This is a genomic window from Calidithermus terrae, from assembly GCF_003574345.1.
Lineage (GTDB): Bacteria > Deinococcota > Deinococci > Deinococcales > Thermaceae > Calidithermus > Calidithermus chliarophilus.
In genome coordinates this window covers 1-24,589 of sequence record NZ_QXDL01000034.1, presented here as the reverse complement: position 1 = coordinate 24,589, position 24,589 = coordinate 1, and the positions used below count along the sequence as shown (strand labels likewise).

Annotated in this window: 20 protein-coding genes; 7 read left to right on the top strand and 13 right to left on the bottom strand. The window is 68.9% G+C overall.

From position 1 onward, the window contains the following. Positions 1–165: 165 nt before the first annotated feature. Positions 166–1,785 carry a glycerol-3-phosphate acyltransferase gene (locus Mterra_RS05955; protein WP_119314346.1) on the top strand — a complete coding sequence of 540 codons (1,620 nt, stop codon included), beginning with the start codon at positions 166–168 and terminating at the stop codon, positions 1,783–1,785. A 7-nt stretch (positions 1,786–1,792) separates the two neighbouring features. Next, on the top strand, positions 1,793–2,467 hold the full coding sequence (mqnB, locus tag Mterra_RS05950) for a futalosine hydrolase (RefSeq protein ID WP_119314345.1): 675 nt from the start codon (positions 1,793–1,795) through the stop codon (positions 2,465–2,467). Positions 2,468–2,515: 48 nt separating this feature from the next. On the opposite strand, the gene Mterra_RS21770 is transcribed toward mqnB, so the two are convergent. Continuing rightward, the gene (locus Mterra_RS21770) at positions 2,516–2,869 is read right to left on the bottom strand and encodes a hypothetical protein (RefSeq protein ID WP_147371601.1); all 354 of its coding nucleotides are present in this window, start codon (positions 2,867–2,869) and stop codon (positions 2,516–2,518) included. 90 nt (positions 2,870–2,959) lie between these two features. Between Mterra_RS21770 and Mterra_RS05945 the strand changes: the two genes are divergently transcribed. Further along, positions 2,960–3,565: a cyclase family protein gene (locus Mterra_RS05945; RefSeq protein WP_119314344.1), complete on the top strand. Its 606-nt coding sequence runs from the start codon at positions 2,960–2,962 to the stop codon at positions 3,563–3,565. Between the two features lie 46 nt (positions 3,566–3,611). Here Mterra_RS05945 and Mterra_RS05940 read toward each other — a convergent pair whose 3' ends face one another. From Mterra_RS05940 to Mterra_RS05925, 4 genes are all read right to left on the bottom strand, one after another. Continuing rightward, positions 3,612–5,438: a S9 family peptidase gene (locus Mterra_RS05940; RefSeq protein WP_119314343.1), complete on the bottom strand. Its 1,827-nt coding sequence runs from the start codon at positions 5,436–5,438 to the stop codon at positions 3,612–3,614. Between the two features lie 40 nt (positions 5,439–5,478). After that, a complete protein-coding gene (locus Mterra_RS05935) occupies positions 5,479–6,279 on the bottom strand; it encodes a DUF817 domain-containing protein (protein WP_218022884.1) in 801 nt (266 codons plus the stop codon). A 46-nt stretch (positions 6,280–6,325) separates the two neighbouring features. Then, the gene (locus Mterra_RS05930; RefSeq protein ID WP_170159568.1) at positions 6,326–6,793 is read right to left on the bottom strand and encodes a low molecular weight protein-tyrosine-phosphatase; all 468 of its coding nucleotides are present in this window, start codon (positions 6,791–6,793) and stop codon (positions 6,326–6,328) included. Between the two features lie 218 nt (positions 6,794–7,011). Next, positions 7,012–8,610: an alpha-amylase family glycosyl hydrolase gene (locus tag Mterra_RS05925; RefSeq protein ID WP_170159569.1), complete on the bottom strand. Its 1,599-nt coding sequence runs from the start codon at positions 8,608–8,610 to the stop codon at positions 7,012–7,014. 537 nt (positions 8,611–9,147) lie between these two features. Between Mterra_RS05925 and Mterra_RS05920 the strand changes: the two genes are divergently transcribed. Then, a complete protein-coding gene (locus Mterra_RS05920; protein ID WP_119314341.1) occupies positions 9,148–10,668 on the top strand; it encodes a hypothetical protein in 1,521 nt (506 codons plus the stop codon). Positions 10,669–10,780: 112 nt separating this feature from the next. Here the strand turns inward: Mterra_RS05920 and Mterra_RS05915 are convergent, their stop codons facing one another. Then, entirely contained in the window at positions 10,781–11,137 is a 357-nt protein-coding gene (locus tag Mterra_RS05915; protein ID WP_119314340.1) for a hypothetical protein, read from the bottom strand. A gap of 243 nt (positions 11,138–11,380) precedes the next feature. On the opposite strand from Mterra_RS05915, the gene ychF reads away from it, so the two are divergent. Together ychF and Mterra_RS05905 are read left to right on the top strand one after the other, a co-directional pair. Beyond that, positions 11,381–12,496: a redox-regulated ATPase YchF gene (gene ychF, locus Mterra_RS05910; protein ID WP_119314339.1), complete on the top strand. Its 1,116-nt coding sequence runs from the start codon at positions 11,381–11,383 to the stop codon at positions 12,494–12,496. A gap of 274 nt (positions 12,497–12,770) precedes the next feature. Then, positions 12,771–13,034, top strand: coding sequence for a glutaredoxin family protein (locus Mterra_RS05905; RefSeq protein WP_119314338.1), 264 nt, complete (start codon positions 12,771–12,773; stop codon positions 13,032–13,034). Between the two features lie 147 nt (positions 13,035–13,181). On the opposite strand, the gene Mterra_RS05900 is transcribed toward Mterra_RS05905, so the two are convergent. The 6 genes from Mterra_RS05900 to Mterra_RS05875 all read right to left on the bottom strand — a co-directional run bounded on the left by Mterra_RS05900 (position 13,182) and on the right by Mterra_RS05875 (position 20,111). Then, the gene (locus tag Mterra_RS05900) at positions 13,182–14,252 is read right to left on the bottom strand and encodes a branched-chain amino acid ABC transporter permease (protein WP_420836691.1); all 1,071 of its coding nucleotides are present in this window, start codon (positions 14,250–14,252) and stop codon (positions 13,182–13,184) included. A 2-nt stretch (positions 14,253–14,254) separates the two neighbouring features. Next, a complete protein-coding gene (locus Mterra_RS05895; RefSeq protein ID WP_119314337.1) occupies positions 14,255–16,144 on the bottom strand; it encodes an AMP-binding protein in 1,890 nt (629 codons plus the stop codon). Further along, a complete protein-coding gene (locus Mterra_RS05890) occupies positions 16,145–16,897 on the bottom strand; it encodes an ABC transporter ATP-binding protein (RefSeq protein ID WP_119314336.1) in 753 nt (250 codons plus the stop codon). It lies immediately after the preceding gene. Between the two features lie 127 nt (positions 16,898–17,024). Then, positions 17,025–17,810: an ABC transporter ATP-binding protein gene (locus tag Mterra_RS05885; RefSeq protein WP_119314335.1), complete on the bottom strand. Its 786-nt coding sequence runs from the start codon at positions 17,808–17,810 to the stop codon at positions 17,025–17,027. A 141-nt stretch (positions 17,811–17,951) separates the two neighbouring features. Next, positions 17,952–18,842 carry a branched-chain amino acid ABC transporter permease gene (locus Mterra_RS05880; protein ID WP_119314334.1) on the bottom strand — a complete coding sequence of 297 codons (891 nt, stop codon included), beginning with the start codon at positions 18,840–18,842 and terminating at the stop codon, positions 17,952–17,954. 81 nt (positions 18,843–18,923) lie between these two features. Continuing rightward, a complete protein-coding gene (locus tag Mterra_RS05875; protein ID WP_119314333.1) occupies positions 18,924–20,111 on the bottom strand; it encodes an ABC transporter substrate-binding protein in 1,188 nt (395 codons plus the stop codon). Between the two features lie 222 nt (positions 20,112–20,333). Here Mterra_RS05875 and Mterra_RS05870 point away from each other — a divergent pair, with 222 nt between their 5' ends. Next, positions 20,334–21,773, top strand: coding sequence for an NAD-dependent succinate-semialdehyde dehydrogenase (locus Mterra_RS05870; protein WP_119314332.1), 1,440 nt, complete (start codon positions 20,334–20,336; stop codon positions 21,771–21,773). Between the two features lie 206 nt (positions 21,774–21,979). Here the strand turns inward: Mterra_RS05870 and Mterra_RS05865 are convergent, their stop codons facing one another. Further along, entirely contained in the window at positions 21,980–24,439 is a 2,460-nt protein-coding gene (locus Mterra_RS05865) for a glutamine--tRNA ligase/YqeY domain fusion protein (RefSeq protein WP_119314331.1), read from the bottom strand. Positions 24,440–24,589: the final 150 nt, after the last annotated feature.

Sequence of the window (24,589 nt, the reverse complement as noted above, 5' to 3'; positions counted from 1 at the left end):
CCCGGCCTTCCCCGCCGGCGGGGAGGGTTTATCCCCCCTAGCCCCCCTTGCTAAGGGGGGAACCAGGCGTTTTGCGTTTTGCGTTTTGCGTACGACGTACGACCCGCATCAGACGCACGACCCGCCCCCGCCGTCACCCCACCCCGCCTGGAGTATCTTAGTGCCGTGATCGTCGTGCTAGGCATCCTGGCCTACCTCATCGGCTCGTTACCGCTGGGGTACTGGGCCGTCCGCCGTCTGAGCCGTCAGGAACCGCGCTGGGCCTCGGCCTACAACCTGGGCCTCGAGAACGCCCTCAAGCAACTGGGTGCGGGGCCGCTGGTGCTGGCCTCGAGCCTCGACTTCCTCAAGGGCCTGCTGGCCCTGCTGGCTTACCTGGGCCACCTCTATCCCCCGCCCGCCTTCACCCCGGGCGCTACGCTGCGCGGGCGCGGCGGGTTCGTTCTGCTGGGCATCCTGGTGGGGCTGTCCTTCGCGGGGCTGCCCTACTGGGCCACCGCCCTCCCCTTGGTCGCCGCCGCCGCCGCGCTGGTCGCTACGGGCTGGATGACCCTGGCCGGGCTATCCGTGGTGACGCTGCTGGCGCTGGGGGTGCTGGGGCTGGGCATCGCCGCCTGGGCCAAGGTGGCCGCGCTGGCGCTGCTGGGGCTGGCGCTGTGGCGCTACAAGGAGAACATCGGGCGCATGCTCGAGGGCACCGAGCCCAGGCTGGGCGAGCCCCCGCCCCTCCCCTCGGAGAAGCAGGCGGTGTGCGCCTTCATGATCCACCCCCTCACCCTCGACGACCTCTTCCAGAGCCCGCGCTTCCGCTGGTTCAAGCCCCTGGTGGACCGGGGCTGGGTCTCGCAAAGCCTGCTCGAGCGCTTCACCGCCCTGATCCGGCCCATGAAGAACGGCGAGCTGCGCGGCATCAAGACCGCCGACGGGCGCGAGATCCGCTGCTACCTCATCTCGGCGCCGCTGCTGCCGCACCAGATCACCTCCAACCCCGAGCTCGCCACCCAGAAGGCCATCCAGGCCGCGCGGCTGGCGAAGGAGCTCGGCTGCACGGTGCTGGGGCTGGGGGCCTTCTGGAGCGTGGTGGGCGAGAAAGGCAAGCGGGTGCAGGAGGCCGTGCCCGAGATCGAGATCACCAACGGCGGGGCCTACACCTCCGGCACCGTCAAGGCCGCCATCCCCGGCATCATCGCCCACTTCGGCCAGACCGGCCGCGACCTGCGCCAGACCACCGCCGCGGTGGTGGGCGCCAACGGCGTGGTGGCCTTCGGCATCGCCCGGCAGATCGCCCCGCTGGTGGGCCGGCTGATCCTGGTGGGGCGCAACATGGAGCGCCTGGAGAAGAGCGCCGAGAGCCTGCGGAAGAACCTCGAGCGCAAGGGCCAGGTGCCCGACCTCCTCCTCACCACCGACATCGCCGCCATCAAGGAGGCCGACCTCGTCTTCAGCGCCACCTCCGACCCCCAGGCCGTGATCTTCCCCGAGCACGTCAAGCCCGGCGCCTGGATCTACGACGAGGGCGTTCCCCCCGACGTCCACGAGAGCGTGAAGAAACTCCCTGGCGTGCGGGTCATCCCCGGCGGGGTGGTGCGCCCGCCCGGCGCCATGACCGGCAACCTCAACCTCCACTTCGGCGAGGGCGCGGTGCCCGCCTGCCTGGCCGAGACCATGATCCTCGCCGCCGAGGGCTCCTTCGAGCGCAAGAGCCTGGGCGGGGAGACCAAGAGCGAGAACATCCAATTCTTCGTAGAGCGGGCCGAGGCGCTGGGGTTCAAGGTGGTAGATTAGCCGGGAAATGGCTAATTCATGGTTGTTTCTCAGCCCCACGAGGTTTGAAGCGGCCTTCCTCAAAGGCCGCAAGTTCGACTTTCACGGCAGGGCCGGGCTGCGCGGGGAGGGGTGGGTGTGGCTCGAGTGCGGCATCGGCAAGGCCAACACCGCCATGACCCTGGCGGCTTTCGCCCAGCGGCGCAAGGTCGGGCGGGCGCTGCTCTTCGGCATCGCCGGGGCCTACGCCGAGTCGGGGTTGCAGATCGGGGAGGCGGTGCTGGCCGAGCGCGAGATCCAGGCCGACTTGGGCATCCGCGACGGGGGGATGAAGGGGATGGGCTTCCCCACGCTGGTCGTGGGTGGCTCTGAGGGCTCGCCCCTGCACTTCCACAACCGCTTCCCGCTGGACAAAGCCCTCACCGCGGAGCTCAAGGCCACGCTGGACCTCCCGGTGCGGAGCTTCCTGAGCCGCGACCTGGTGTCGGAGAACCCCACCGAGGCCAGGGAGCTCTCGCGCAAGTGGGAGGCCGACGTGGAGAACATGGAGGGCGCGGCCTTCGCCCAGGCCTGCTTGTGGCTGGGGCTGCCCGGGGCCGAGCTACGCGCGGTGTCGAACGTGGCGGGGGTGCGCGACAAGGCGCAGTGGCGCGTCCGGCAGGCAGTGGAGGCGCTCGAGGCCGCCGTACTAAAGTTGACGTAGGCCTTGGGATAACTCCCAAGGCCTGAGGTTAGGATATATCCGGTTCTCTTACTGATACTTGATGATATCCGCCTTGACCTTTACACACGTGTTAGTCACCAGGCTTCCAGTAAAAATTTGCAGGATCACGGAGGTCGTGTCTACATACTGCTCATACTGGACATTGATAGCCGCGTCTCCACCCTTCTCCGCCACGAGGTAGTTCACGGCATCAACTAGCGCAGGTGGTTCCCCTAGATAAAACAGCCGAATCACGCAGTGGGTCTTTTCAGCGCCCGCCGCAACGACTTGATAAGACCCGGTTTTTAGGGGAGATACGCTAGCAGCAGCACCGCGAATCCCTGGGGTACACCCGGTAAGAGCTAGCATCGCAACTACACCCAATAAAAGCAATCCACGCATACTTCTGCCTCCAAAGAGTTTATCCCGCCTATACCGGGATGGCATTATATTAGTCGGCCGATTCCAGATTGTGAAGGTTAGTCTAGGGTGATGATCGACATCACCCGCCGCCTCTACGAAGGGCACCCCGTCTGGCCCGGCGACACCCCCTTCACCCTCGAGCCCGTCTCCAAGATCGCCGAGGGCGACTCGGTGAACGTGAGCAAGCTGACCACGACCACCCACCTAGGCACCCACCTCGACGCGCCCTACCACTACGTGGAAGACGGGGGGAAGCTCGAGAGCGTGCCCCTCTCGGCGCTCATCGGCCCCTGCCAGGTGATCGACGCCCGGGGCCAGCAGGCCCTCGACGCGCCTTTCCTGCGCTCGCTCGAGCTGCGCGCCGAGCGCGTGCTGTTCTACACCGGCCAGCCCGACGAGTGGCGCGACTTCCCCCGCGAGTTCACCCACGTCCTGCCCGCCGCCGTGGACTACCTGGCCGAGCGGGGCGTCAGGCTCTTCGGCACCGACTGCCCCAGCGTGGACCCCCTCACCTCCAAGGACCTGCCCGGCCACAAGGCCTTCGCCCGCAACGGCATCTACATCGTCGAGGGCCTGGCGCTGGAGGCGGTGAGGCCGGGCGAGTACGAGCTGATCGTGCTGCCGCTGCGGCTCGAGGGGGCCGACGCCTCGCCGGTGCGGGCGGTCCTTCACTGACAAACAGGGGTAGCCACGGGGGCTACCCCTACAGAAACCGCTCAGGCTACAAGCGCCGCTCGAGGAAGTCCGCCAGCAGGCGGTAGGTGCGGATCTTGCCCTGGATGTCCCCGCCGGGGCCGTGGCCCTCGTCGCCGAACTCGTGGTACTCGAAGTCCTCGCCCTCGCGCTTGCCCAGTTGCAGCAGCCGGTCGCGGAAGACGCGGGCCTGGCTGATGGGGCAGCGCGGGTCGTTGGTGCCGTGCACGATGAGGAGCTTGGCCGTGAGCTGGTGGGCGAACTCCACGGCGCTGCGGTCGCGCCACAGGGCGTAGTCCTTCTCGGGGTCGCCCATCTGCTGGCGCAGGTAGTACTTGAAGTGCTCCATGTCCTCCTCGTAGAGCAGGTGCAGGTCGGAAATGCCCACCCAGGGCACGCCCACCTTGAAGACGTCCGGCCTCTTGGTGACGGCGATGAAGCTCATGAAGCCGCCGAAGGAGCCGCCGAAGATGCCCACCCGCTCGGGGTCCACATAAGGCAGCGACTTGAGGTAGTTGGCCCCGGCCACCACGTCCTCGAGGTCTCCCCCGCCCCAGTCCTTGAGGTTGGCGTCGCGCCAGGCGGTGCCGTAGCCGGTGGAGCCGCGGATGTTGGGCTGGAGGATGACGTAGCCGCGGTCGGCGAGGAACTGGGCGTAGGGGTCGAAGCCGCGGAAGAACTGGGCGGTGGGGCCGCCGTGGACGATGACGAGCGCGGGCAGCCGGGCCCCCGGCGCGACGTCGCGCGGCCTGTAAAGGATGGCCGGGACCTGCTGGCCGTCGAAGGTGGGGTAGCGGACGTACTCGTCGTCCACGAAGACGGCGGGGTCGATGGAGCCGTACTCGGCGGGCAGCAGCACCTCGTAGGCGTCGGTCTGGAGGTCGTAGAGCAGCAGCTCGGGGCGGCGGCGGGCCGAGGAGTGGGTGATGAGCAGCTTGCTGTCGTCGAGCACGAAGCTGGTGCCGAAGGCCATCCCCCCGGGCAGGCGCAGGGTGCGCTCCTCGCCGGTGGCGACGCGGTAGAGCACCGGGAAGATGCTGGCGTCCTGGTTGCGCAGCGTCACCAGCCACTCGCCGCTCTTGGAGAAGCTGCCGGCGTACTCGTCGGCCTGGTCGGTGCCCGGGCCCAGCCAGCGCACCTCGCCGGTCTCGAGGTTGAGGATGCCGGGGCGGTTGTTGCCGCTGGCGTCGGAGGTCACGGCCACGTGCACGCCGTCGGGGTGCCAGTCGGCGATCTGGTCCTGCGAGCCCTCGCGCACCGAGAAGACCTTGCGCACCTCCGAGCCGTCGTCGCGCACGAGGTAGCCGTCCTGGTTCTTGAGGTTGGGCGACTCGTTGGAGGCGAGGGCCAGCCACCTCCCGTCGGGGCTCCAGCGGCCCGCGAAGGCCGGGGCCTTGAAGCGGGTGAGCTGCTTCCACTCGTGGTTCTCGCTGGCGAGCTCGAGCACGAAGACGTTCATCTGCCCGGCGCGGTTGCTCATCACCGCCATGCGCCGGTTGTCGGGGTGGACCTCGCCGGCGTACTCCTGGGTCTTGGGGTCGTGGTTCATCTGGACGACCCGGCCGGTGGCGAGCTCGAGCTTGAAGAGGTTGTTCTGCTCGTCGCCCTGGTGGTCCTTGGCGAAGATGATCTCGCGGTCGTCGCGGGTCCAGACGAAGCCGGCGCGGAGCTGGCGCGGGGCCTGCCCGTCGGTGAGCTGGCGCACCTGGCGGGTCTGGAGGTCCATCACGTAGAGCTCGAAGCGCCCGGTCTTGTCCCAGTAGAAGGCGATCCGGTCGGCGCTCCAGGAGGGCGTGACCGCGGCGAAATTGGGCAGGCGAGCCAGTTCTTCCAGCGGGATTCGTTCTTTGACCATGGCCCAGGCTACCGCCCGCCCTACTCGAAAAACAATTCCGTTACCAGCGTTCACCCTGCCGCGCGGCCTTGACGCGCTTGAGCTGGGCCACGATGAGGAAGCTCACGATGAAGAGCAAGAACCAACTGGTGAACTTGCCGGGGTGCACCAGCGTCCACTGGGTGGCCTGGTCGGGGTACTGCCAGGCCCCCAAGTAGGTGGCGATGTTCTCGGCCAGCCAGATGAAAAAGCCCACCAGCGCGAAGCCCAGCTTGAGCGGCAGCCAGAAGGACACGCCACCTACGCTGAAGTAAACGCGGGTGCGCCAGTAGGCCACGAACACCGCCAAGATCAGCAGGTAGCGCAGGTCGAGGGTGTAGTGGTGGGTGAAGAAGTTGAGGTAGATCAGCGCGGCGAGGGCGACGTTGAGCCCGGAGGGCGGGAAGTTGGTCAGGCGCAGCTCGAGCCGCCGCCAGGCCTGGGTGATGTAGCTGGCGACGCTGGCGTACATGAAGCCCGAGTAGAGCGGAACGCCCAGGAGCTTGCTGTAGGCGAAGTCGGGGTAGGCCCACGAGCCCATGGCGATCTTGAAGACCTCCATGGTGGTGCCCAGCACGTGAAACAGCGTGATGACCTTGAGCTCGTCCACGCTCTCCACCCGCAGCCACCCCACCATCGCCGCCTGCATCCCGACGCAGGCCAAGAGCATGAAGTCGTAGCGCGGCAGCCCCGGGATCTCCACCGCCTTCGACAGCACCAGCATGGCGAAGATGAAGGCCGGGAAAAGGCAGGAAGCGGCTTCCTGGTAGGCGAAGTGCAGCAGCAGGGACAGAGGACGGGGGATGACGCGGCCCCGGAGCATGGCAACCAGCCTAACAGGCCTCGAGGCCGGGGCGTGGCGCAAATGGCTAGCTCGAGGCGTTCGTACCCACCAGCGCGACCTGATCCAAGAAAGCCGCGATGGCCCGCTCGAGCATCGCGTACACCTGCTCGAAGGCCTCGAGGTCGTCGTAGTAGGGGTCGGGGACCTCTCCCCCGCCCGCGAGGTCCATCACCGGCCGGATCTTGGCCTGCGCCTGGGGCAGCATCCGGCGCAGGGTCGCCAGGTTCTCCCGGTCCATCACGAAGATGTGGTCGTACCCCGCGTCCTCGGCGTTCACCTGCCGGGCGCGGTGGGCGAAGGAGGCCCCGCGGCGCTCCAGGACGCTCCGGGCGCGAGGGTCGGCTTCCTCCCCCGCGTGCCAGCCCCCGGTCCCGGCGGAGTCCACCTCGAAGCGCCCCTCGAGCCCCCGCTCCCGGACCAGCTTGCGAAATATCCCCTCCGCCATCGGCGAGCGGCAGATGTTGCCCATGCACACGAACAGGACTCGGGTCATACCGGGGGTCATTGTACGGCGGGGGTTGATGGTCGATAGCTGATAGCCCATAGCCGAACGCGTAGCGCGGGTCGTACGTCGTACGTCCTGCGTCGTACGCGAGATGCAACCCCCCTTAGCAAGGGGGGCTGGGGGGGATATCCTCTCCCCGCGCGCGGAGGGGTGAACCACGAGGCACGAGCCACTAGCCACGAGCTGACGGCTGACGGCTGACGGTTTCACTTCAGTTTCACGATTACGCCCTCGTTGGGCCGCAGCTCGAGCACCCCCTCCACCGCGCCGTAGCGGTCCAGGTGGGTCGAGACGAGGACTTCACCGGCGGGAACCGGGAGCTGCTTGGGCTCGGGGGTGAAGTTGAGCGCGACCAGCACTTCGCCCCCGCGCAGGTAGGCGAACACGCCCTCGGGGCTCTTGTAGGTCTGGTAATTGCCCTCGAGCAGCGCCGGGGTTTCGCGCCGCACCACCAGCAGGGTGCGCACCAGCGTCAGCATGGACTCGCTGTCGGCGTCTTGGGCCTCGACGTTGCGTTCGGGATAATCCGCGTTGACGGGGAGCCAGGGCTCGGTAGTGCTGAAGCCGGCGTGGGCGTGGGGGGTCCACTGCATGGGGGTGCGCTCGGGGTCGCGGCCCGGGTCGAGGCCGTGCTCGCCGTGGACGTTCTTCTGGCGCAGGGCGGCGGGGTCTTGGACCTTCTCGGGCGGGATCGCCCCGTCCACCATGCCGATCTCGTCGCCGTAGTACCAGGTGGGCGAGCCGCGCAGGCTGAAGAGCATCATGGCCGCCACACGGGCTTGGGCGTGGCCGATGCGGGTCGCCAGGCGGTGCTGGTCGTGGTTGCCCAGCACCCAGTTGGGCGTGGCCCACCCCGGGAGGCTGGCCTCGTACTCCTCGACGATGTGGCGGATGTTCTCGGCCGTCCAGTGGTTCATGCCCCGGAAGATGAGGTGGAAGTTGAAGGGCAGGTGGCAGCCGGGGCGCTCGGCGGTGCCGTAGTAGGGCATGAGCTGGTCGTAGGGGAGGTAGATCTCCCCCACCATCATGCGCTCCTTGCCGGGGGCGGTGAACTCGTCGAGGACGGCCCGCATCTCCTGCACGATCTCGCGGGTCTCGGGCTGGTCCTCCATGTAGATGTGGACGTGCCGCCCGCGGTCCCACTCCCCCTCCTTCCACAAGGGGTTCTCGGGCTCGTCGCGGAATTGCTCGTCCTCGACCAGCAGCCACATCACGTCCACGCGGAAGCCGTCCACGCCGCGCCGCAGCCAGAAGCGCATGGCCTCGTAGATGGCCTGGCGCACCTCGGGGTTGCGCCAGTTGAGGTCGGGCTGCTCGGGGAGGAACTGGTGCAGGTAGTACTGGCCGGTGCGGGGGTCGAGGGTCCAGGCCGGGCCGCCGAAGTAGGCCATCCAGTTGTTGGGGGGGCCGCCGTCCGGGGCCGGGTCGCGCCAGACGTACCAGTCGCGCTTGGGGTTGTCCCGGCTTGCACGCGACTCCTGGAACCAGGGGTGCTGGTCGGAGGAGTGGTTGGGCACGAAGTCGATGATCACCTTCAGCCCCAGCCGGTGGGCCTCCTCGAGCAGCCGGTCGAAGTCGGCGAGGGTGCCGAAGATGGGGTCTACGTCGCAGTAGTCGGCGACGTCGTAGCCGAAGTCCTTCATGGGCGACTTGTAGAAGGGCGAAAGCCACACGGCGTCCACGCCCAAGTCGCGCAGGTAGCCCAGCCGGCGGCGCACGCCCTCGAGGTCGCCGACGCCGTCGCCGTTGGAGTCCTGGAAGCTACGGGGATACACCTGATAGATCACCGCGGTCTGCCACCACAACCGTTCGCTCGTCACGCCCACAAGCATATCCTTTGTCTCTCATAAATAAACCCCGGCCGGCACGAAGGTCGGGGCCGGGCCGAAGGGCCGGTCAGAAGGCCGCCAGGCAGACGAGGGCGAAGGCCGCAAGGGCGAACGCCAGGAACAGCCAGGCCAGCTTGCCGCTAGGGACTGAGGGGACGTTGTCGGTGAACTTCCAGTCCATGCCTCCAGGGTAGGGCGGGAGGGTCTCGAGGCCGGGTCATTTGGCGCGGGCTCCACCGGACGGTGGAGTCCCCCTGGCGAGGCGGTGGAGCGGGCCGGGGTAGCCCCGAAAGGACTCTCGCCGGGGGCGGCGCGGGATTGAGAGGCCCGGCCCAATTTTCACCCCCGCGATATCGCGGGGGCGCGGGCTCGAGCCGAAGCCAGGGGATAAACCGTCCATGAGGGGTTTTCCGTCCGGAATACAGAACCAAGCCAACGACCCGATTAAGGATGCCTCAAGCTGCGCGCTCTGGCACGTGTGCTAGCTTCGAACATGAGCGTAAGGGGGAGACGATGAGCAAAGGCGTGAACCTGACCCTGGCCGCCGGGCTGCTGCTCGCGCTGGCCGCCTGTACCGGCGGCTTCGGCAGCAACGAGCGGCCCCCTTCGGTGGATAAAGGCGGCGTGGTGCACCCCATAACCGCCCAGTACGGCATCCAGCCCACCCTGCTGGCCCGCTACTACCACGTCAGCGAGCACAAGGACGACGACGGCACGCTGAGCCTCGAGGCCAATTACGGCGGCGTGCGCTACAAGCCCCGGCAGTCGAGCTTCAAGGGCTTCGAGGGCTGGGACGAGCTCGCGGTGCCCGCTTCCGAGAGCATCCGCGCCGACTGGCTGCGCCTGGCCCTCAACCGCGACGCGCGGGTGGCGGTGGTCTGGAAGATCGACCCGGTGCCGCTGTGGCTCATCGGGTGGGAGCGGTCGCCGATGCCCGACGGGCTCACCGCCTTCGTCAAGGACTTCAAGAAGGGCGAGGTCGCCTTAGGCGGCCCCGGCAAGAACAACGGCAAGTACACGGTGCTCCTCGCGGAGGCGGGCGGCAAGCCCTCCGCCGAGCCCGCCCTCCCGCCGGGCATCGGCGAGAAGCCCCTGCCCAACACCGACTGCCCCTCTTGGCTGCACGACACCTGGCGCGTGGTGGGCCCCGACGGCAACGAGTTCCAGGGCTGGCACCCCCAGATCGACCCCGTCTACTGGTGCTACTACCGCCACGAGCACAACTCCGACCCCGGCCTCATCGGCTACAAGGCCGCCTTCACCTACGTGGCGCTGAAGAACCAGAACCAGCCCGAGCGCGGCGAGGGCTTCAAGGGCTTCGCCATCCGGGACGAGGCCAAGCAGATCGGCTGGTACATCAACCTGCACTCCGAGACCAGCACCAGCCAGCGGGTGTGCGCCCGGGTCCACACCGTCACCCTGGCCGCCACCGACCTGCGCACCGGGCAATTGCTGCTCGAGCTCGGCTACAAGGGCGACTTCGGCTTCTCCAGGGAGAACGACGACTCCGAGCAGTTCATCACCCCCGACGCCTGCCCCGACCAGGCCAAGATCGCCCAACAGACCGACGCCTCCAAGCGCATCCGCGTCGCCAGCGACGGCAACGGCGGCTACGAGCAGTGGGACGGCGGCTGTGAACCCGCCTTGGGCATGGAGTGCGGCGACCGGGTGATCGGCATCGACATCCAAAACCCCGCCACCAGTTGCGCCGACTACAAGTGCAGCAGCCTCATCATCAACGACGGCTCCTCCACCCGCCGCACCATGAGCGTCCGCAACCTCAAGGTGTCCTACGTCGAGTCCCTCGACCTCTCCGACGGCAAGAAGGACGGCTACTTCTACACCGACGTCTACGGCCTCAACCCTGGCCTCGACCCCGCCAACCCCGGCGCGGTGCGGCAGTACGTCAAGCCCGGCCTCTCCCTCAGCCTCGACGGCCACTTCACCACCGAGGACGCCTGGCGCGGGCTCTACGTGCGGGACGGCAACAACAACGACGTGGAGCTCGAGGGGAGCTTGGGGTCGATCAACTAAAAATGGTCGATAGCCGGTAGCCAAACGCCGAACGCCTTTGGTAGGGCCGGGTCTTGGACCCGGCCCTACCGGCTACGGCGGTTGGTGCAGGGGGTCTTGTCGCTCGAGGGGGCTAGTAGCTCCACTGCACCCGGCAGTCTTTCTGCGGCATCCCGGAGGTGCGGTTCTCGCTGTTCATGCCCCGGCCGTAGATGTAGAAGAAGGGCTTGTTGTCGGTGATGCCGCTCTTGACCGAGATGACGAACTGGGCGCTCCCCGCGCCCTCCACCACCTGGGTCAGGGGGGAGCCGTCCACCCCCACGGTGCCGCTCTCGAACTTGAGCTGGACCTTAGCCACCTGCCCCTTGAGGTTTTCCACGGTCACGGTCAGGGTAGCCTGCCCCCCCTTGGGCACCGAGAACGCGCCGGGGGTACAGGTCATGGTGAAGTCGTTGGTCACCACCAGGGATAGCCACAACCACTTGCGCATATCCCTCAATCTAGCCAGGCCACGGGCTCGAGCACGCCCGGGTTAACGGAGTCTCAAACGATAGTCCGGGTTCAGGAAAGGCAAATGGCCCGTAGCTAGCGGGTCGAGGTGTTTTGCGTCTCGCGTACGACGTAGGACGTACTACCCGCGTCTTGCGTTCGGCGTACGACGTACGACGTAGGACGCACGACCCACATCCCGCGTTCGACCACCCCCCGGCCATCAAGTACACTGTTGCCTTGTATGGCTTTAGGAGTCGGCATCGTCGGACTGCCCAACGTGGGCAAGTCCACCCTGTTCAACGCGATCACCAAGGCGGGAGCGCTGGCCGCCAACTATCCCTTCGCCACCATCGACAAGAACGTGGGGGTGGTGACCCTGCCCGACGAGCGCCTCGAGGCGCTCGCCAAGCTCTTCGTCAAGGGCGACCGCAAGCCCCCCATCGTGCCTACCTACGTGGAGTTCGTGGACATCGCGGGGCTGGTCAAGGGGGCGCACAAGGGCGAGGGGCTGGGCAACCAGTTTTTGGCCAACATCCGCGAGGTGGCGGCCATCGCCCACGTGGTGCGCTGCTTCGAAGACCCCAACGTGGTGCACGTCTCGGGCAAAGTAGACCCCCTCGACGACCTCGAGACCATCAACACCGAGCTGGCCCTGGCCGACCTGCAAGCCCTGGAGAAGCGCCTGGACAAGCTGCGCAAGACCGCCCGCGTGGACAAGGACGACAAGGCGCTGCTGGAGGTGCTCGAGCCCCTCCTCCCCCACCTCTCGCAGGGGCAGCCCGCCCGCACCTACGCCCCCGCCGACCCCGAGCTCTTCGCCAGGGCCGCCCGCGAGATGGGCCTGATGACCGCCAAGCCGGTGATCTACGTCGCCAACGTGGCCGAGGAAGACCTGCCCGACGCCGCCGGCAACCCCAACGTCGCCAAGGTGCGCGAGCGGGCTGGGGCCGAGGGGGCCGAGGTGGTGGTGGTCTCGGCCAGGATCGAGGCCGAGCTGGCCGAGCTCGACGACGCCGAGGCCCAGGAGTACCTGGCCTCGCTGGGCCTGAAGGAGTCCGGCCTCGACCGGTTGGTGCGGGTGGCCTACCGCGTGCTGGGCCTCATCACCTTCCTCACCGCCGGGGAGAAGGAGGTGCGGGCGTGGACCATCCGCCACGGCACCAAGGCCCCCCAGGCCGCCGGCGAGATCCACTCCGACCTCGAGCGCGGCTTCATCCGGGCCGAGGTCATCGAGTGGGACAAGCTGGTCGCCGCCGGGGGTTGGGCGCAGGCTAAGGAAAAAGGCTGGGTGCGCACCGAGGGCAAGGAGTACGAGGTCAAGGACGGGGACGTGATGTACATCCTCTTCAACGTGTGAGGGCGGTCGAGGGCCGATAGCGGATAGCCGGGCGCGGGTCGTGCGTCGGGTGCGGGTCGTACGTCGTACGTCCTACGCAAAACGCAAGACGCAAGGCGCAAAACGCCTGGTTCCCCCCTTAGCAAGGGGGGTTAGGGGGGATACCCTATCCCCGCCGGCGGGGAGGGGTAACCACGGGCCACAAGCTGATCGCTGACGGCTGGAGGCTCCCTCGACCGGCCTTGGCACAAAAATCACAGTGAATTCCATAGTGCCCCGGTAAGCTCTACAACCGATGATCACGATGTACAGCACCGCCTGGTGCCCTGACTGCAAGGCGACCAAGATGGCCCTCGAGCGGCTCGGCCTGAGCTACACCGAAGTCAACATCGACCAGCACCCCGAAGGCGAGCGGCTGGTGCTGGAGGCCAACGGCGGGCGGCGCAGCGTTCCCACGCTGGTCTACGGGGGGCAGGCCGCCTCGATGAGCCGCTTCTCGGTGATGAAGCTGCATCAGTGGCTCGAGCAGGTGGGGTTGCTCGAGCCTGCGCGGAACTGAGCGGGACCTGAGACGCCGGGCGCGGGTCGTACGTCGTACGTCGTACGCAAAACGCAAAACGCGAGACGCAGGACGCCTTGGCCCTCGGCCCTGGACCCTCGACCCTCAGACAAACCACGAGCCACAGGCCACGAGCCACAAGCTGCTTCAGTACGGCAGGGGCCAGGTGCGGAAGTAGTCGCGGATGCGGCCCCATAGGCCCACCAGACCCAGGGGCTCGAGGATCAGGAACATCAGGATCAGCACCCCGAAGACCACGTTGCGCCAGGCGGCGAAGGAGGGGGCGAACTGGGGGCCGAAGGCGCCGACGATGGCGTTGAGCACCTCGGGGATGAGCACCACGAAAGTCGCGCCGAGCACCGCTCCCAGCACGGTCCCGGCCCCGCCCACGATCACCATGGCGAGGTACTGGATGCTGAAGGTGAGCACGAAGTTCTCGGGGGTGATGGACTTGTAGAGGTTGGCGAGCAGCCCCCCGGCGATCCCGGCGTAGAAGGCCGAGACGGCGAAGGCGGTGAGCTTGGCGCGGGTCAGGTCCACGCCGGAGAGGCGCGCCGAGAGGTCGTTGTCGCGCACGGCGTACCACAGCCGCCCGGCACGGCTCGAGAGCAGGCGCTTGGCGTAGAAGAAGAGCGGGATGGCGAAGAGCAGCACCAAGTACCACAGCGCGTCGGCGCCAGGCAGGGGGATGCCCAGGAACTCGGCGGGGGGCAGGGTGCGCCCGCGGATGCCGCCGGTGACGGCCTCCCAGCGCTTGAACACGTAGTCGGCCAGGAATTGCAGGGCCAGGGTGGCGATGGCGAGGTAGGCCCCTTTGATGCGCAGCGAGGGCAGGCCCAGCACCACGCCGACCAGGCCCGCCAGCACCCCGCCCAGCAGGATGCCCACCGCCGCCAGCGGCCCGGCCACGTGCGAGGCGGTGTAGGCCCCGATGCCCAGGAAGGCGGCGTGGCCCAGCGAGATCTGCCCGGCCCCGCCCACCAGCAGGTGGAGGCCGAGCGCCCCGACGGCGGCGATGGCGATGAGCACCGCGACGTACATGGGGTAGGGCGGCAGCAGCAACGGCAGCAGCAACAGCAGGGCCAGCGCGGCCCACAGCCAGAAGCGGCCCATGGGGGTGCTGGCGTAGGCCTCGTCCTGGCGGTAGGTGGCCCGCACCGTGCGGGCGAAGGTGCGGCTCCAGCGGTCGGTGAGGGTCTGGGAGAGTCGGAACAGCATGGCTACCTCCCCACCAGCTCGCCCACTTCGGCGATCGAGACGGCGGCCTCGAGCTTGCCCTCGCCCTCGAGGTAGCGGATGGGGAGCTCGAGCACGGCCTGGTCCTTGCCCTCGTAGAGCGCGGCGATCAGCGAGGCGTAGCGCTCCTCGACGGTCTTGCGCTTGACCTTGCGGGTGCGGGTGACCTCGTCGTCGTCGGGGTGGAGTTCCTTGGGCAGTATGGCGAAGCGGCGCACCCGCAGCTCCTCGGGCAGGGCGGCCGAAGCCTGGGCGATCTCCTCGGAGATCAGGCGGTAGACCTCGGGGTGGGCGGCCAGGCTCTGGTAGGTGGTGAAGGCCAGGCCGCGGCGGCGGGCCCAGTTCTGGGTGTTCTCGGGGTCGAGTTCGATGAGCGCGGTGACGTAGGGGCGCTTATCCCCGATGATGACCACCTCGCGGATGTAGGGGGAGTACTTCAGGCGGTTCTCGAGGAACTGCGGCGAGAAGCGGCTGCCGCTGGCGAGGGCCCCCACCTCCTTCAGCCGGCCCAGGATCACCAGGTGCCCGCGCTCGTCGAAGAAGCCGGCGTCGCCGGTGCGGAACCAGCCGTCGGGGGTGAAGGTCTCGCGGGTGGCGGCCTCGTTGCCGAAGTAGCCCACGAAGACCTGCGGCCCCCGAACCTGGATCTCCCCCTCCTCGCTGATGCGCACCTCGGTGTTGGCTAGAGGCTGGCCCACGGTCTCGGGCGGGGCGTCGCCCGCGCGGTGGGCGCAGGTGTTGGCGGCGGTCTCGGACTGGCCGTAGTACTGGCGGATGTCCAGGCCCAGCGCGCGGTAGAAGGTGAAGACCTCCGGCCCCAGCGGAGCACCCCCGGTCACGGCCACCCGGCAGGCCGCCAGGCCCATGCGGGCGCGGATGGGGCGGGCCACCAGGGGATAGGCCAGGGCCCGCGCCAGGTCCAACCCGAAGCCGACGCGCTCGCCGCGGAACTCGAGCCCGGCGGCCTTGAGCAGCACGCCCATGCCCCAGCGGTAGAAGACCTTCTTGAGCCAGTGCGCGTCCTCCATGCGGCTGCGCACCAGGGCCAGGGCGTCCTCCCACAGGCGCGGGGGGGCTAAGTAGAAGTCGGGCTGCACCTCCTTGATGTCGGGGAGGACGGTGGCGGGGTCTTCGGGGAAGTGCAGCACCACCCCGCCCAGCAGGCCCTGCACCACCGAGAGCATCTGCTCGCCGATCCAGGGCAGGGGCAGGTAGCTGAACACCCACTCGCCGCCGCGCAGCTCGAGCGAGTTGTCCACGGCGTGGTAGCCGGCCTCGAGCTGGGCGTGGGTGAGCATGGCGAGCTTGCTGCGGGCGGTGGTGCCCGAGGTGGGGGCCAGCAGGGCCACGGTGGCGGGCCCGACCTGCTGAAGGGCCGCCTGCACGGCCTGCCGGGCCTCCGGCGCCTCGCCCTGCACGATCACGCGGGAGTAGGGCCGGATCTTCTCGCCCCAGTAGCGGCTCATCCCCGCCTCCTCCCACACCACCACGAAGCGCAGCCGGTGCAGGTGGGGCAGCACCTTGTCGAGCTGTTCCTCGTCGGAGACCACGATGCCCTGGGCGTTGGTGAACTCGAGGAAGTAGGCCACCTCCTCGGGCATGGCGTCGGCGTAGATGCCCATGGGCATGGCCCCGAGGGCCTGGGCGGCGAGTTCGGCGGTGACCCACTCCGGCGCGTTGTGCCCCAGCAGGGCCAGCACCCCGCCCGGCTCGAGGCCCAGCTGCCCCATCCCCCCGGCCAGGCGCTGCGCGTTGTCCCAGAACTGCGCCCAGGTGGTCGTCTCCCACACCCCGTAACGCTTGACCCGGTGGGCGGGCAAGCCGGGGGTGGTCTGGGCCCGGCGGGCCAGGGCCTCCAGCAGCGTCCCTTTCATCTAGGCCGACCTCCCCAGGTAGGCCTCGGCCACGCGCGGGTTGTCGCGCACCCCGCCGGGCTCGCCCAGGTAGAGCACCTCGCCGTACGACATCACCAGCACGCCCGTGGAGAGCTCGAGCACCGCCTTGAGGTCGTGCTCGACCAGCACCATCGTCACGCCCCACTCGCGCCGCGCGTCGAGCAGGAAGCGGGCGAGGTCCTGCTTCTCCTCGAGCGAGAGCCCGGCCATGGGCTCGTCGAGCAGCAGCAGCTTGGGCTTGCCGGCCAGGGCGCGGGCCACCTCCACCCGCTTCTGCAGGCCGTAGGGCAGCGCCCCGGCGTGCTTGTGACGGTGCGGGGCGAGGTGCAGGTAATCCAGGACCTCCTCGGCCCAGCGGCGGATGGCCCACTCCTTGCGGGCGTCGGGGGTGAGGGCGCCGTAGGCCCCCATCGCCAGCTCGGCCCCCAGCTTGACGTTGTCGAGCACGCTCATGCCCCGGAAGAGCTCGAGGTTCTGGAACGTCCGGCCCAGCCCCCGCCGCGCCCGCCCCTGCGGCGAGACCCCGCTCAAATCCTCCCCCAAAAAGCGCACCGTGCCCTGCTGGGGCCGGTAGAGCCCCGAGAGCACGTTGAGCAGGCTGGTCTTCCCCGCCCCGTTGGGCCCGATGACGGCGAAGAAGTCGCCGGGGTTGACGGCGAAGCTCACGCCGTTGAGGGCCCGCACCCCTTTGAAGGCCAGGGCCAGGTCGTGGGCCTCGAGGATAGGGGTCATGGGGCCCTCCTGTAGGAACGTCGCACGTCATACGTCGTACGTCGTACGTCAGAAAGCTGGTCTGCCCGTGCAGGGCTCTGTAGCTGGCGTAGGACGTAAGACGTAAGACGTAAGACCTTCGCCATACTCACACCCACCTCTTCCTCCTGCGGTAGCGCTTGGCCTCGGCGAAGCCGCCGGAGGCCCCGGCGCCTAGGTAGAACTCCATCACGTCGGCGTCACCCTGCGCGGCCTGGGTGCTGCCCTCGAAGGCCACGCGGCCCTGCTCGAGCACGTACACCCGCTCGACGAGGCTGAAGGCGGCGCGGGCGTTCTGCTCGACCAGAATCAGCGTCAGGCCCTTGTCGCGGCGCAGCTCGCCCAGCACGCGCATGACCTCCTCGACCAGCTTGGGCGAGAGGCCCAGGCTGGGCTCGTCCACCACCAGCACCCGGGGCTCGGTGAGCAGGGCCATGCCCAGCAGGAGCATCTGCTGCTCGCCGCCCGAGAGGTAGCCGGCCTGCTCGCGCCGCCGCTCGTAGATGCGCGGGAAGCGGGCGAAGACCTCCTCGGTGATGGCGCGGGCCCGCGCCGCGGGGAGCTTGTGCGCCGCGGCGGTGAGGTTCTCCAGCACGGTGAGGTAGCGGAAGACGGGGCGGCCCTCGAGGATCGGCGTGAGCCCCAGCGCCGCCACCTTGAGCGCCGAGGCGTGGGTGATGTCCTGGCCGTCGAGGGTGATCCTGCCGTCGAGCACGCGGCCCTCGTACTGGTGCAGCAGCCCGGCGATGGCCCGCACCAGCGTGCTCTTGCCCGCGCCGTTGGGGCCCAAAAGCCCCACCGCCTCGCCGGGCTCGGCCCGCAGCGAGACGCCGTTGAGGGCGAGGATCACGCCCCGGTAGACCACCTTGAGGTTTTCGACGTTGAGGGAGGCCATAGCTAGGTCTTACGTCGTACGTCGTACGCAGGGAGATGAAGATGTCGATAGCCGAGAGCCGAAAACAGAAACAGGGTGTAGGGGCGCGCCCTTGTGCCTGCCCTCCGGGTCGTAGCCGGTGCCACTTTCTGCCTCCTCCGCCTAAACCCGCTCGATGCGGCTCTGGCCGAAGAAGCCGTAGGGCCGCAGCAGCAGCACCAGCAGCACGATCACGAAGGGCAGGGCTTCGGTGATGCCGGGGAGGGGGCCCTCGAGGTAGGCCGTGGAGAGCGCCTGCACCACCCCCAGCAGCAGCCCGGCGATCACCGCGCCCGGCACCGAGTCCATGCCGCCCAGGATCGCCACGGGGAAGACCATCAGCCCCAGCGCGATCACGTGGAAGCCGGGGCCGCTGGCCGAGGCCAGCAGCACGCCGCCCAGCGCGGCCAGCGCCGCCGAGAGGCCCCACACGATGCCCACCATGCGCGGCGCGTTGATGCCCAGCGCCAGCGCCGCCGTCTCGCTCTCCGACACCGCCCGCACCATCACCCCGTAGCGGCTGTAGCGCAGCAGGGCGATCAGCAGCAGCGCCACCCCGACCCCCACCCCGATGCCCCACATCGAGCGGGCGGTGAGCACCAGGTTGCCCAGGACGACGGGCTGGCCCGGCAATTCGCCGTTGTAGGCCTTCTGGTCGGCGCCCCACACCAGTTGGGCCGCCCCGTCCAGCGTCGCCACCAGCCCGATGGTCGCCATGATCACCGCCACCACGTTGCGCCCCAGCAGGGGCCGCACGAAGCCGCGCTCGATCAGAAGGCCGAAGAGGAAGGCCACCGGCAGGGCCGCCAGCATCGCCAGGGGCAGCGGGAGGTTGAAGGGCGGGACGTTGAAGGTGTAGACCAGGTAGGCCCCCACCAGCAAAAACTCGCCGATGGCGAAGTTGACCACGCTGGTCGCGCGGTAGACCAGCACGAAGCCCAGGGCGATCAGCGCGTAAAGCGCCCCGGTAGCCAGGCCGGTGATGAGGAACTGCGGCAGGAGGGATAGGTCCATCGCGGTGTGGCTCGAGGAAGGTTCTCCTACGGGCGAACCCCGCCCCTTCAGGGGCCGGGTCGCCGCCGGGCACGCCCGGGTTCAGGCCAGCGACACCCAGTCGGTGATGGCGTCGAAGCGGCCGGTCTTGACGTTGGCGCGGTAAAGCTTGGTGTAGGGCAGGCGGTGGTTGACGAAGCGCATCGAGCGGATCAGGCCGCCGGTGTCCCAGTCGCCCATGTTGTTGAGGCTCTCCACCACCCCGGCGCGGTTGAGCTTGCCCGCGGCCCCGGCGCGGCGGTAGGCCTCCCAGATGGCCGAGCAGGAGGTGTAGGCGCCGACGTAGTAGGTGGTCTTGTAGGCGTTGTCCTTGCCCTTGCCGGCGCGGAACTTCTTGAGCCGGTCGATGCCCGCGGCCAGGTTGTCGTACCAGTAGGGGTTGTGGTAGGCCACGATGAAGCCGTCGGCGGCGGCGCCGGCCCGCTGCATGAGGGCGAGCTCGGCGGAGTAGTAGGTGCCCATGAAGATGGACTTCATGCCCTGCTCGCGCGCGGCCTTGACCAGCACCGGCTCGACGGTGAGCACGTAGCCGTGGCAGATCACGAAGTCGGGGTTGGCCTGGCGCAGCTTCAGCGCCAGCGCGGTGGCGTCGGGGACGGCGAGCGGGGTGACCTCCTCGGCCACGATCTCCATGCCCAGCTTGGGGGCCTGCTCCTTGACGTAGGGGATGGGGTCCTTGCCGAACTCGGAGTTGGAGTAGGCCAGCGCGACGCGGGCCTTGCCCTTGGTGCGGCGGATCTGCTGCAGGAGGGCGGCCATCATGTCGTTGTAGGTGGGGCCGAAGACGAAGACGGTGGGGTAGGTCTTGGGGTCGGCCAGCTCGGTGGAGAAGGAGGTGGCGGTGTAGGGCAGTTGCAGGCGGGCGATCTCGGGGGCGAGGGCCTTGGAGAGGCCGGTGGAGTCGCCGTAGACGAAGAGCAGCTCGTCCTCGCGCTCGCGGGAGATGATGCGGTTGAAGGCCGCCGTGCCCTTGGAGACGTCGTAGCCGGTGTCCTCGACGATGAGCTCGACCTTGCGCCCGCCCACCCCGCCGCGCACCTCGTTGAAGTAGTCGGTGGCGTCGCGCAGGCCCTCGAGCCCCGCCTGCCCCGCGAAGGCGAAGGGGCCGGTGAGGGGGTAGAGCACGGCCATCTTCAGCGGGCGGCTCTGCGCCAGGCTGATCGCCAGGGGGGAAAAGACCGTCGAAGCCGCCAGAGCGGATTTGAGAACTTGCCTACGGGTCGTCTTCATGCACGCCTCCTTGACCGCACCCCAGCCGGGAACCCAACACCGAGCCCACTCCCCCGACCGGGGCTTTAGTTGTGACGTGCTGCAAGCATATCAGTTTTTGGCGAGGTGGGAAGAGGGGGGCAGCCTACACACCTACACCGCTCTCCCCCGGCGGATTGCACCCTGACATACCCCCCGGGGCGCCCCGGGGGATAAGAATGTTGGGGACTCGAGGAGGTCGCTATGAGCATCAAGGACGTCGCGTTCAACACCAAGGCCCTCGTCGGCGGCGAGTGGGCGGGGACCGCCCGGACCTTCCCGGTGAGGAGCCCCTACAGCGGGGAGGTGATCGCCGAGGTGGCCGACTGCGGCGAGGCCGAGGCCCGGCAAGCCGTCGAAGCCGCGGCGCAGGCTTTCGAGGGCTGGCGCGACACCACCGCCTACGAGCGGGCCGCGCTGATGAAGCGGTGGCACGCCCTGATCCTGCGCGACGAGCAGGACCTGGCGCGCACCATCGCGCTCGAGATGGGCAAGCCCGTGAGCGAGGCGCTGGGCGAGGTGCGCTACGCGGCGAGCTTCGTCGAGTGGTACGCCGAGGAGGCCAAGCGCGTCTACGGCGAGACGGTGCCCAGCCAGTTCGCCCACAAGCGGCTGTTCGCCATCCGGCAGCCGGTGGGGCCGGTGTACGGGATCACCCCCTGGAACTTCCCCGCCGCCATGGGCACCCGCAAGATCGGGCCGGCCTTCGCCGCGGGCTGCACCTTCATCCTCAAGCCCGCCGAGCAGTCGCCGCTCACCGCGCTCAAGCTGGCCGAGCTGTGGCTCGAGGCGGGCGGGCCGCCCGGAACCCTGCAGGTGCTCCCGACCTCCGACCCCGTGGCCCTCACCCGGGTCATGATGGCCGACGAGCGCGTCCGCAAGATCACCTTCACCGGCTCGACCGAGGTGGGCAAGGTCCTCACCCGCCAGAGCGCCGACACCCTCAAGCGCGTCTCGATGGAGCTCGGCGGGCACGCCCCCTACCTGGTCTTCGAGGACGCCGACCTCGAGCAGGCCGTGCGGGACGTGGTGGCCTGCAAGTTCCGCAACGCGGGCCAGACCTGCGTGTGCACCAACCGCGTCTACGTGCACTCGAGCATCGCCGAGCCCTTCAGCCGCAAGCTCGCCGAGGCCGCCTCGAGGCTCAAGGTGGGCGATCCCCTCGACCCCGGCACCCAGATCGGGCCGCTGGTGGACGCGCAGGGCCTCGAGAAGGTCCGCTCGCACGTCGAGGACGCCCGGGCCAAGGGCGCCACCGTGCTCACCGGCGGCGAGCCGGCGGGCGGCCTGTTCTTCGCCCCCACCGTGCTCTCGGGCGTGAGGGAGGGCATGAGGATCCTCACCGAGGAGACCTTCGGCCCCGTGGCCCCGGTGATCACCTTCGAGACCGAGGAAGAGGCCATCCGGGCCGCCAACGACACGCCCTACGGCCTCGCCGCCTACCTCTGGACCCGCGACCTCGGCCGCGCCATCCGGGTGGCGGAACGGCTCGAGTACGGCATCGTCGGCGTCAACGACGCGGTGCCCTCCACCGCCCAGGCCCCCTTCGGCGGCGTCAAGCAGAGCGGCTTCGGGCGCGAGGGGGGGCACTGGGGGCTCGAGGAGTACCTGTACGTGAAGTACGTCTCGGTGGGGGTGGGTTGATGGGGTCGAGGGTCGGTAGCCGATAGCCGGGCGCAGGACGTGCGACCCGCGTCCGGCGTCGTACGTCCTACGTCGTACGTCGTACGCGAAACGCAAAACGCCCTTTGTTTGCCCCCCCTTGGCAAGGGGGGTTGGGGGGGATAAACCCTCCCCGCCGATGGGCAGGGATTCCTTTCGCCACAAGCCTTTAGCTGACGGCTTACAGCTTACGACTCGTCGTTTACCGCCAGCTTGCGGCTCAACAGCTCCTGCAGAAGCTGCGGGTTGGCCTGGCCCTGGGTCTCGCGCATCACCTGGCCGACGAAGAAGCCCATCAGGCCGGTCTTGCCGGCGCGGTAGGCGGCTACTTTGTCGGGGTTGGCGGCCAGGACGCGCTCGACGACGGGCTCGAGCGCGCCCGCGTCGCTGAGCTGGCGCAGGCCCTTGCGCTCGACGATGGCTACGGGGTCTTCCCCGCCCTGCTGGGCCTCGGCGAGGACGTCCTTGGCGATGCGGGTGTTGATGCTGCCCTCCTCGAGCAGCCGCAGCAGCGCGGCGAGTTGGGCGGGTGCTACCCGGACCTGCTCCTCGCGGATGGCGCTGCCCAGGTCGTTGACCACCCAGCTCGCCAGGGGGCCGATCTTGCCGTGCCGGGCTGCCTCACTCAGGTAGGCCTCGAGCCGCGGCTCCCGCGCCAGCACCAGCGCCTCGGCCTCCCCGACGCCCTGGGCCTTGAGGCGCTCGAGGCGCTCCTGCTGCTCGGCGGTGAAAGGACGAGCGCTCGTCCTCGTGGGGTCGGGGGCATCGTGCGGGTGTTCGGCCTTCGGCGCCTTCGGACGTTCAGCCTTCGGCGTTTGGCGTTCGGATTCCTTGCCCCAGGCGTCCTTCAGCGTCACGATGCGGTTGAAGACCAGGGCTTCGGGGCGGGAGTCCACGGGGTCGCGCCAGAAGTAGCCCATCCGCTCGAACTGGTAGCGGGTGTCGGCGGGGTCGGCGGCCACGCTGGGCTCGACGTAGCCGTGGGTGACCTCGAGGCTCTTGGGGTTGAGGAAGCTGAGGAAGTCGCGCTCCTCCTGCAGGGGGACGGCCCCGCCCTCCGCCTCCTCTTCCTCGTGTTCCTTGGCCTCGGCCTCGGGGTGGGGCACGCTGAAGAGCCGGTCGTAGAGGCGGAACTCGGCCCTGAGGGCGCGGGAGGCGCTGACCCAGTGGATCACGCCCTTGGCGCTGGCCCCCTCGCCCAGCAGGGTGCAGCTCAGCTCCACGACCTCCCCGGCGTCGTCGGTCTGGTAGCCGTCGCAGCGGACGATGCCCGCGCCGCGCAGGCGCACCGTGCCGCCGGGGGTGAGGCGCTTGAAGCCGGGGGGCGGCTGGGGGGCGAAGTCGTCGCGCTCGATGTAGAGCTCGCGGGTGAAGGGCACCGCGCGGGTGGCCTCCTCGGGCCGGACGCGCCGCCCGTCGGGCAGGGCCACGAGGCCGTCGGGGGACTCCTGCACCACGTCGTGGGGCCAGTAGGCCAGGTGCAGGGTCTCCTCGTGGCCGTCGGGGAGGTTGGTGAGCACCACCTTGAGGGGGCGGGTCACGGCCATCACCCGGGGGGCGCGGCGGTTGAGGTCGTCGCGGATGGCGTGCTCGAGCAGCCCGATGTCCACAGTGCGGTTGGTGCGGGAGATGCCCACCTGCGAGGCGAAGGCCCGGATGGCCTCCGGGGTCACGCCCCGCCGCCGCTGCCCGGCCAGGGTGGGCATGCGCGGGTCGTCCCAGCCGCGCACGTAGCCGCCCGCGACCAGCTTGCGCAGCTTGCGCTTGGAGACGACGGTGTACTCGAGGCTGCGCCGTCCGAACTCGTACTGGTAGGGTCGCCCTGCTCGCTGTTGGTCCTGCTGGGGGCGCTCTGCTCGCTGTTGGTCGCGGATGCCTTCCCACAGGTGCTCCATCAGCCAGTCGTAGACGGCGCGGTTGTCCACGAACTCCAAGGAGCACAGGCTGTGGGTCACGCCGTCGAGGGCGTCGGTGGTGGCCTGGGCGAAGTCGTAGGAGGGGTAGATGCACCACCGGCTGCCGGTGCGGTAGTGCTCGGCGTGGACGATGCGGTAGAGCACCGGGTCGCGCAGCTTCATGTTGGGGCTGGCGAGGTCGATCTTGGCCCGCAGGACGTGGGCCCCGTTGGGGAACTCGCCCGCGCGCATCCGGGCGAAGAGCTCGAGGTTCTCCTGTACGCTGCGCTCGCGGTAGGGGCTGGGGGTGCCGGGCTTGTCCACGCTGCCGCGCAGGCGGGCCATCTCCTCGGGCGAGACGCTGTCCACGTAGGCCAGGCCGCGCTCGATGAGGCTCAGGGCCATGCGGTAGAGCTCCTCGAAGTAGTTGGAGGCGTAGCTGGTCTCGCCCCACTGCCAGCCCAGCCAGCGCATGTCCTCGATGATCGAGTCCACGTACTCCTGCTTCTCGGTCTCGGGGTTGGTGTCGTCGAAGCGCAGGCAGCAGCGGCCGCCGTAGTCGTGGGCGATGCCGAAGTTGATGTAGCTGGCGATGGCGTGGCCTAGGTGGGCGTAGCCGTTGGGCTCGGGGGGGAAGCGGGTGACCACCCCGGCGTAGCGGCCGGCCTCGAGGTCAGCGTCGATGATCTCGGTGATGAAGTTGGGGCTGACCATGCGGCGTCCGGGTTCGGGGGGGTTTTTAACGGTGCTCATACGTCACTGAATCCAAGCATACACGCTGCCTCGGGCGGCGAAAGAGACGCCCGGCGCCAAAGCTCAGAGCCGCTTCAGGCCATCCACAGCCGCCGGGCGCAAGGTGGGGCCATGAACGCTAAAGCCACCATCCCCAAACCCCAGCACCCC

Coding starts and splice junctions, on each gene's coding strand:
- Mterra_RS05900 (WP_420836691.1), bottom strand. CDS start 14,252: ATGCTGTTCCGACTCTCCCAGACCCTCACCGACCGCTGGAGCCGCACC.
- Mterra_RS05930 (WP_170159568.1), bottom strand. CDS start 6,793: ATGACCCGAGTCCTGTTCGTGTGCATGGGCAACATCTGCCGCTCGCCG.
- Mterra_RS05890 (WP_119314336.1), bottom strand. CDS start 16,897: ATGACCCCTATCCTCGAGGCCCACGACCTGGCCCTGGCCTTCAAAGGG.
- Mterra_RS05875 (WP_119314333.1), bottom strand. CDS start 20,111: ATGAAGACGACCCGTAGGCAAGTTCTCAAATCCGCTCTGGCGGCTTCG.
- Mterra_RS21770 (WP_147371601.1), bottom strand. CDS start 2,869: ATGCGTGGATTGCTTTTATTGGGTGTAGTTGCGATGCTAGCTCTTACC.
- Mterra_RS05870 (WP_119314332.1), top strand. CDS start 20,334: ATGAGCATCAAGGACGTCGCGTTCAACACCAAGGCCCTCGTCGGCGGC.
- Mterra_RS05915 (WP_119314340.1), bottom strand. CDS start 11,137: ATGCGCAAGTGGTTGTGGCTATCCCTGGTGGTGACCAACGACTTCACC.
- Mterra_RS05885 (WP_119314335.1), bottom strand. CDS start 17,810: ATGGCCTCCCTCAACGTCGAAAACCTCAAGGTGGTCTACCGGGGCGTG.
- Mterra_RS05905 (WP_119314338.1), top strand. CDS start 12,771: ATGATCACGATGTACAGCACCGCCTGGTGCCCTGACTGCAAGGCGACC.
- ychF (WP_119314339.1), top strand. CDS start 11,381: ATGGCTTTAGGAGTCGGCATCGTCGGACTGCCCAACGTGGGCAAGTCC.
- Mterra_RS05865 (WP_119314331.1), bottom strand. CDS start 24,439: ATGAGCACCGTTAAAAACCCCCCCGAACCCGGACGCCGCATGGTCAGC.
- Mterra_RS05945 (WP_119314344.1), top strand. CDS start 2,960: ATGATCGACATCACCCGCCGCCTCTACGAAGGGCACCCCGTCTGGCCC.
- Mterra_RS05940 (WP_119314343.1), bottom strand. CDS start 5,438: ATGGTCAAAGAACGAATCCCGCTGGAAGAACTGGCTCGCCTGCCCAAT.
- Mterra_RS05920 (WP_119314341.1), top strand. CDS start 9,148: ATGAGCAAAGGCGTGAACCTGACCCTGGCCGCCGGGCTGCTGCTCGCG.
- Mterra_RS05880 (WP_119314334.1), bottom strand. CDS start 18,842: ATGGACCTATCCCTCCTGCCGCAGTTCCTCATCACCGGCCTGGCTACC.
- Mterra_RS05935 (WP_218022884.1), bottom strand. CDS start 6,279: ATGCTCCGGGGCCGCGTCATCCCCCGTCCTCTGTCCCTGCTGCTGCAC.
- mqnB (WP_119314345.1), top strand. CDS start 1,793: ATGGCTAATTCATGGTTGTTTCTCAGCCCCACGAGGTTTGAAGCGGCC.
- Mterra_RS05895 (WP_119314337.1), bottom strand. CDS start 16,144: ATGAAAGGGACGCTGCTGGAGGCCCTGGCCCGCCGGGCCCAGACCACC.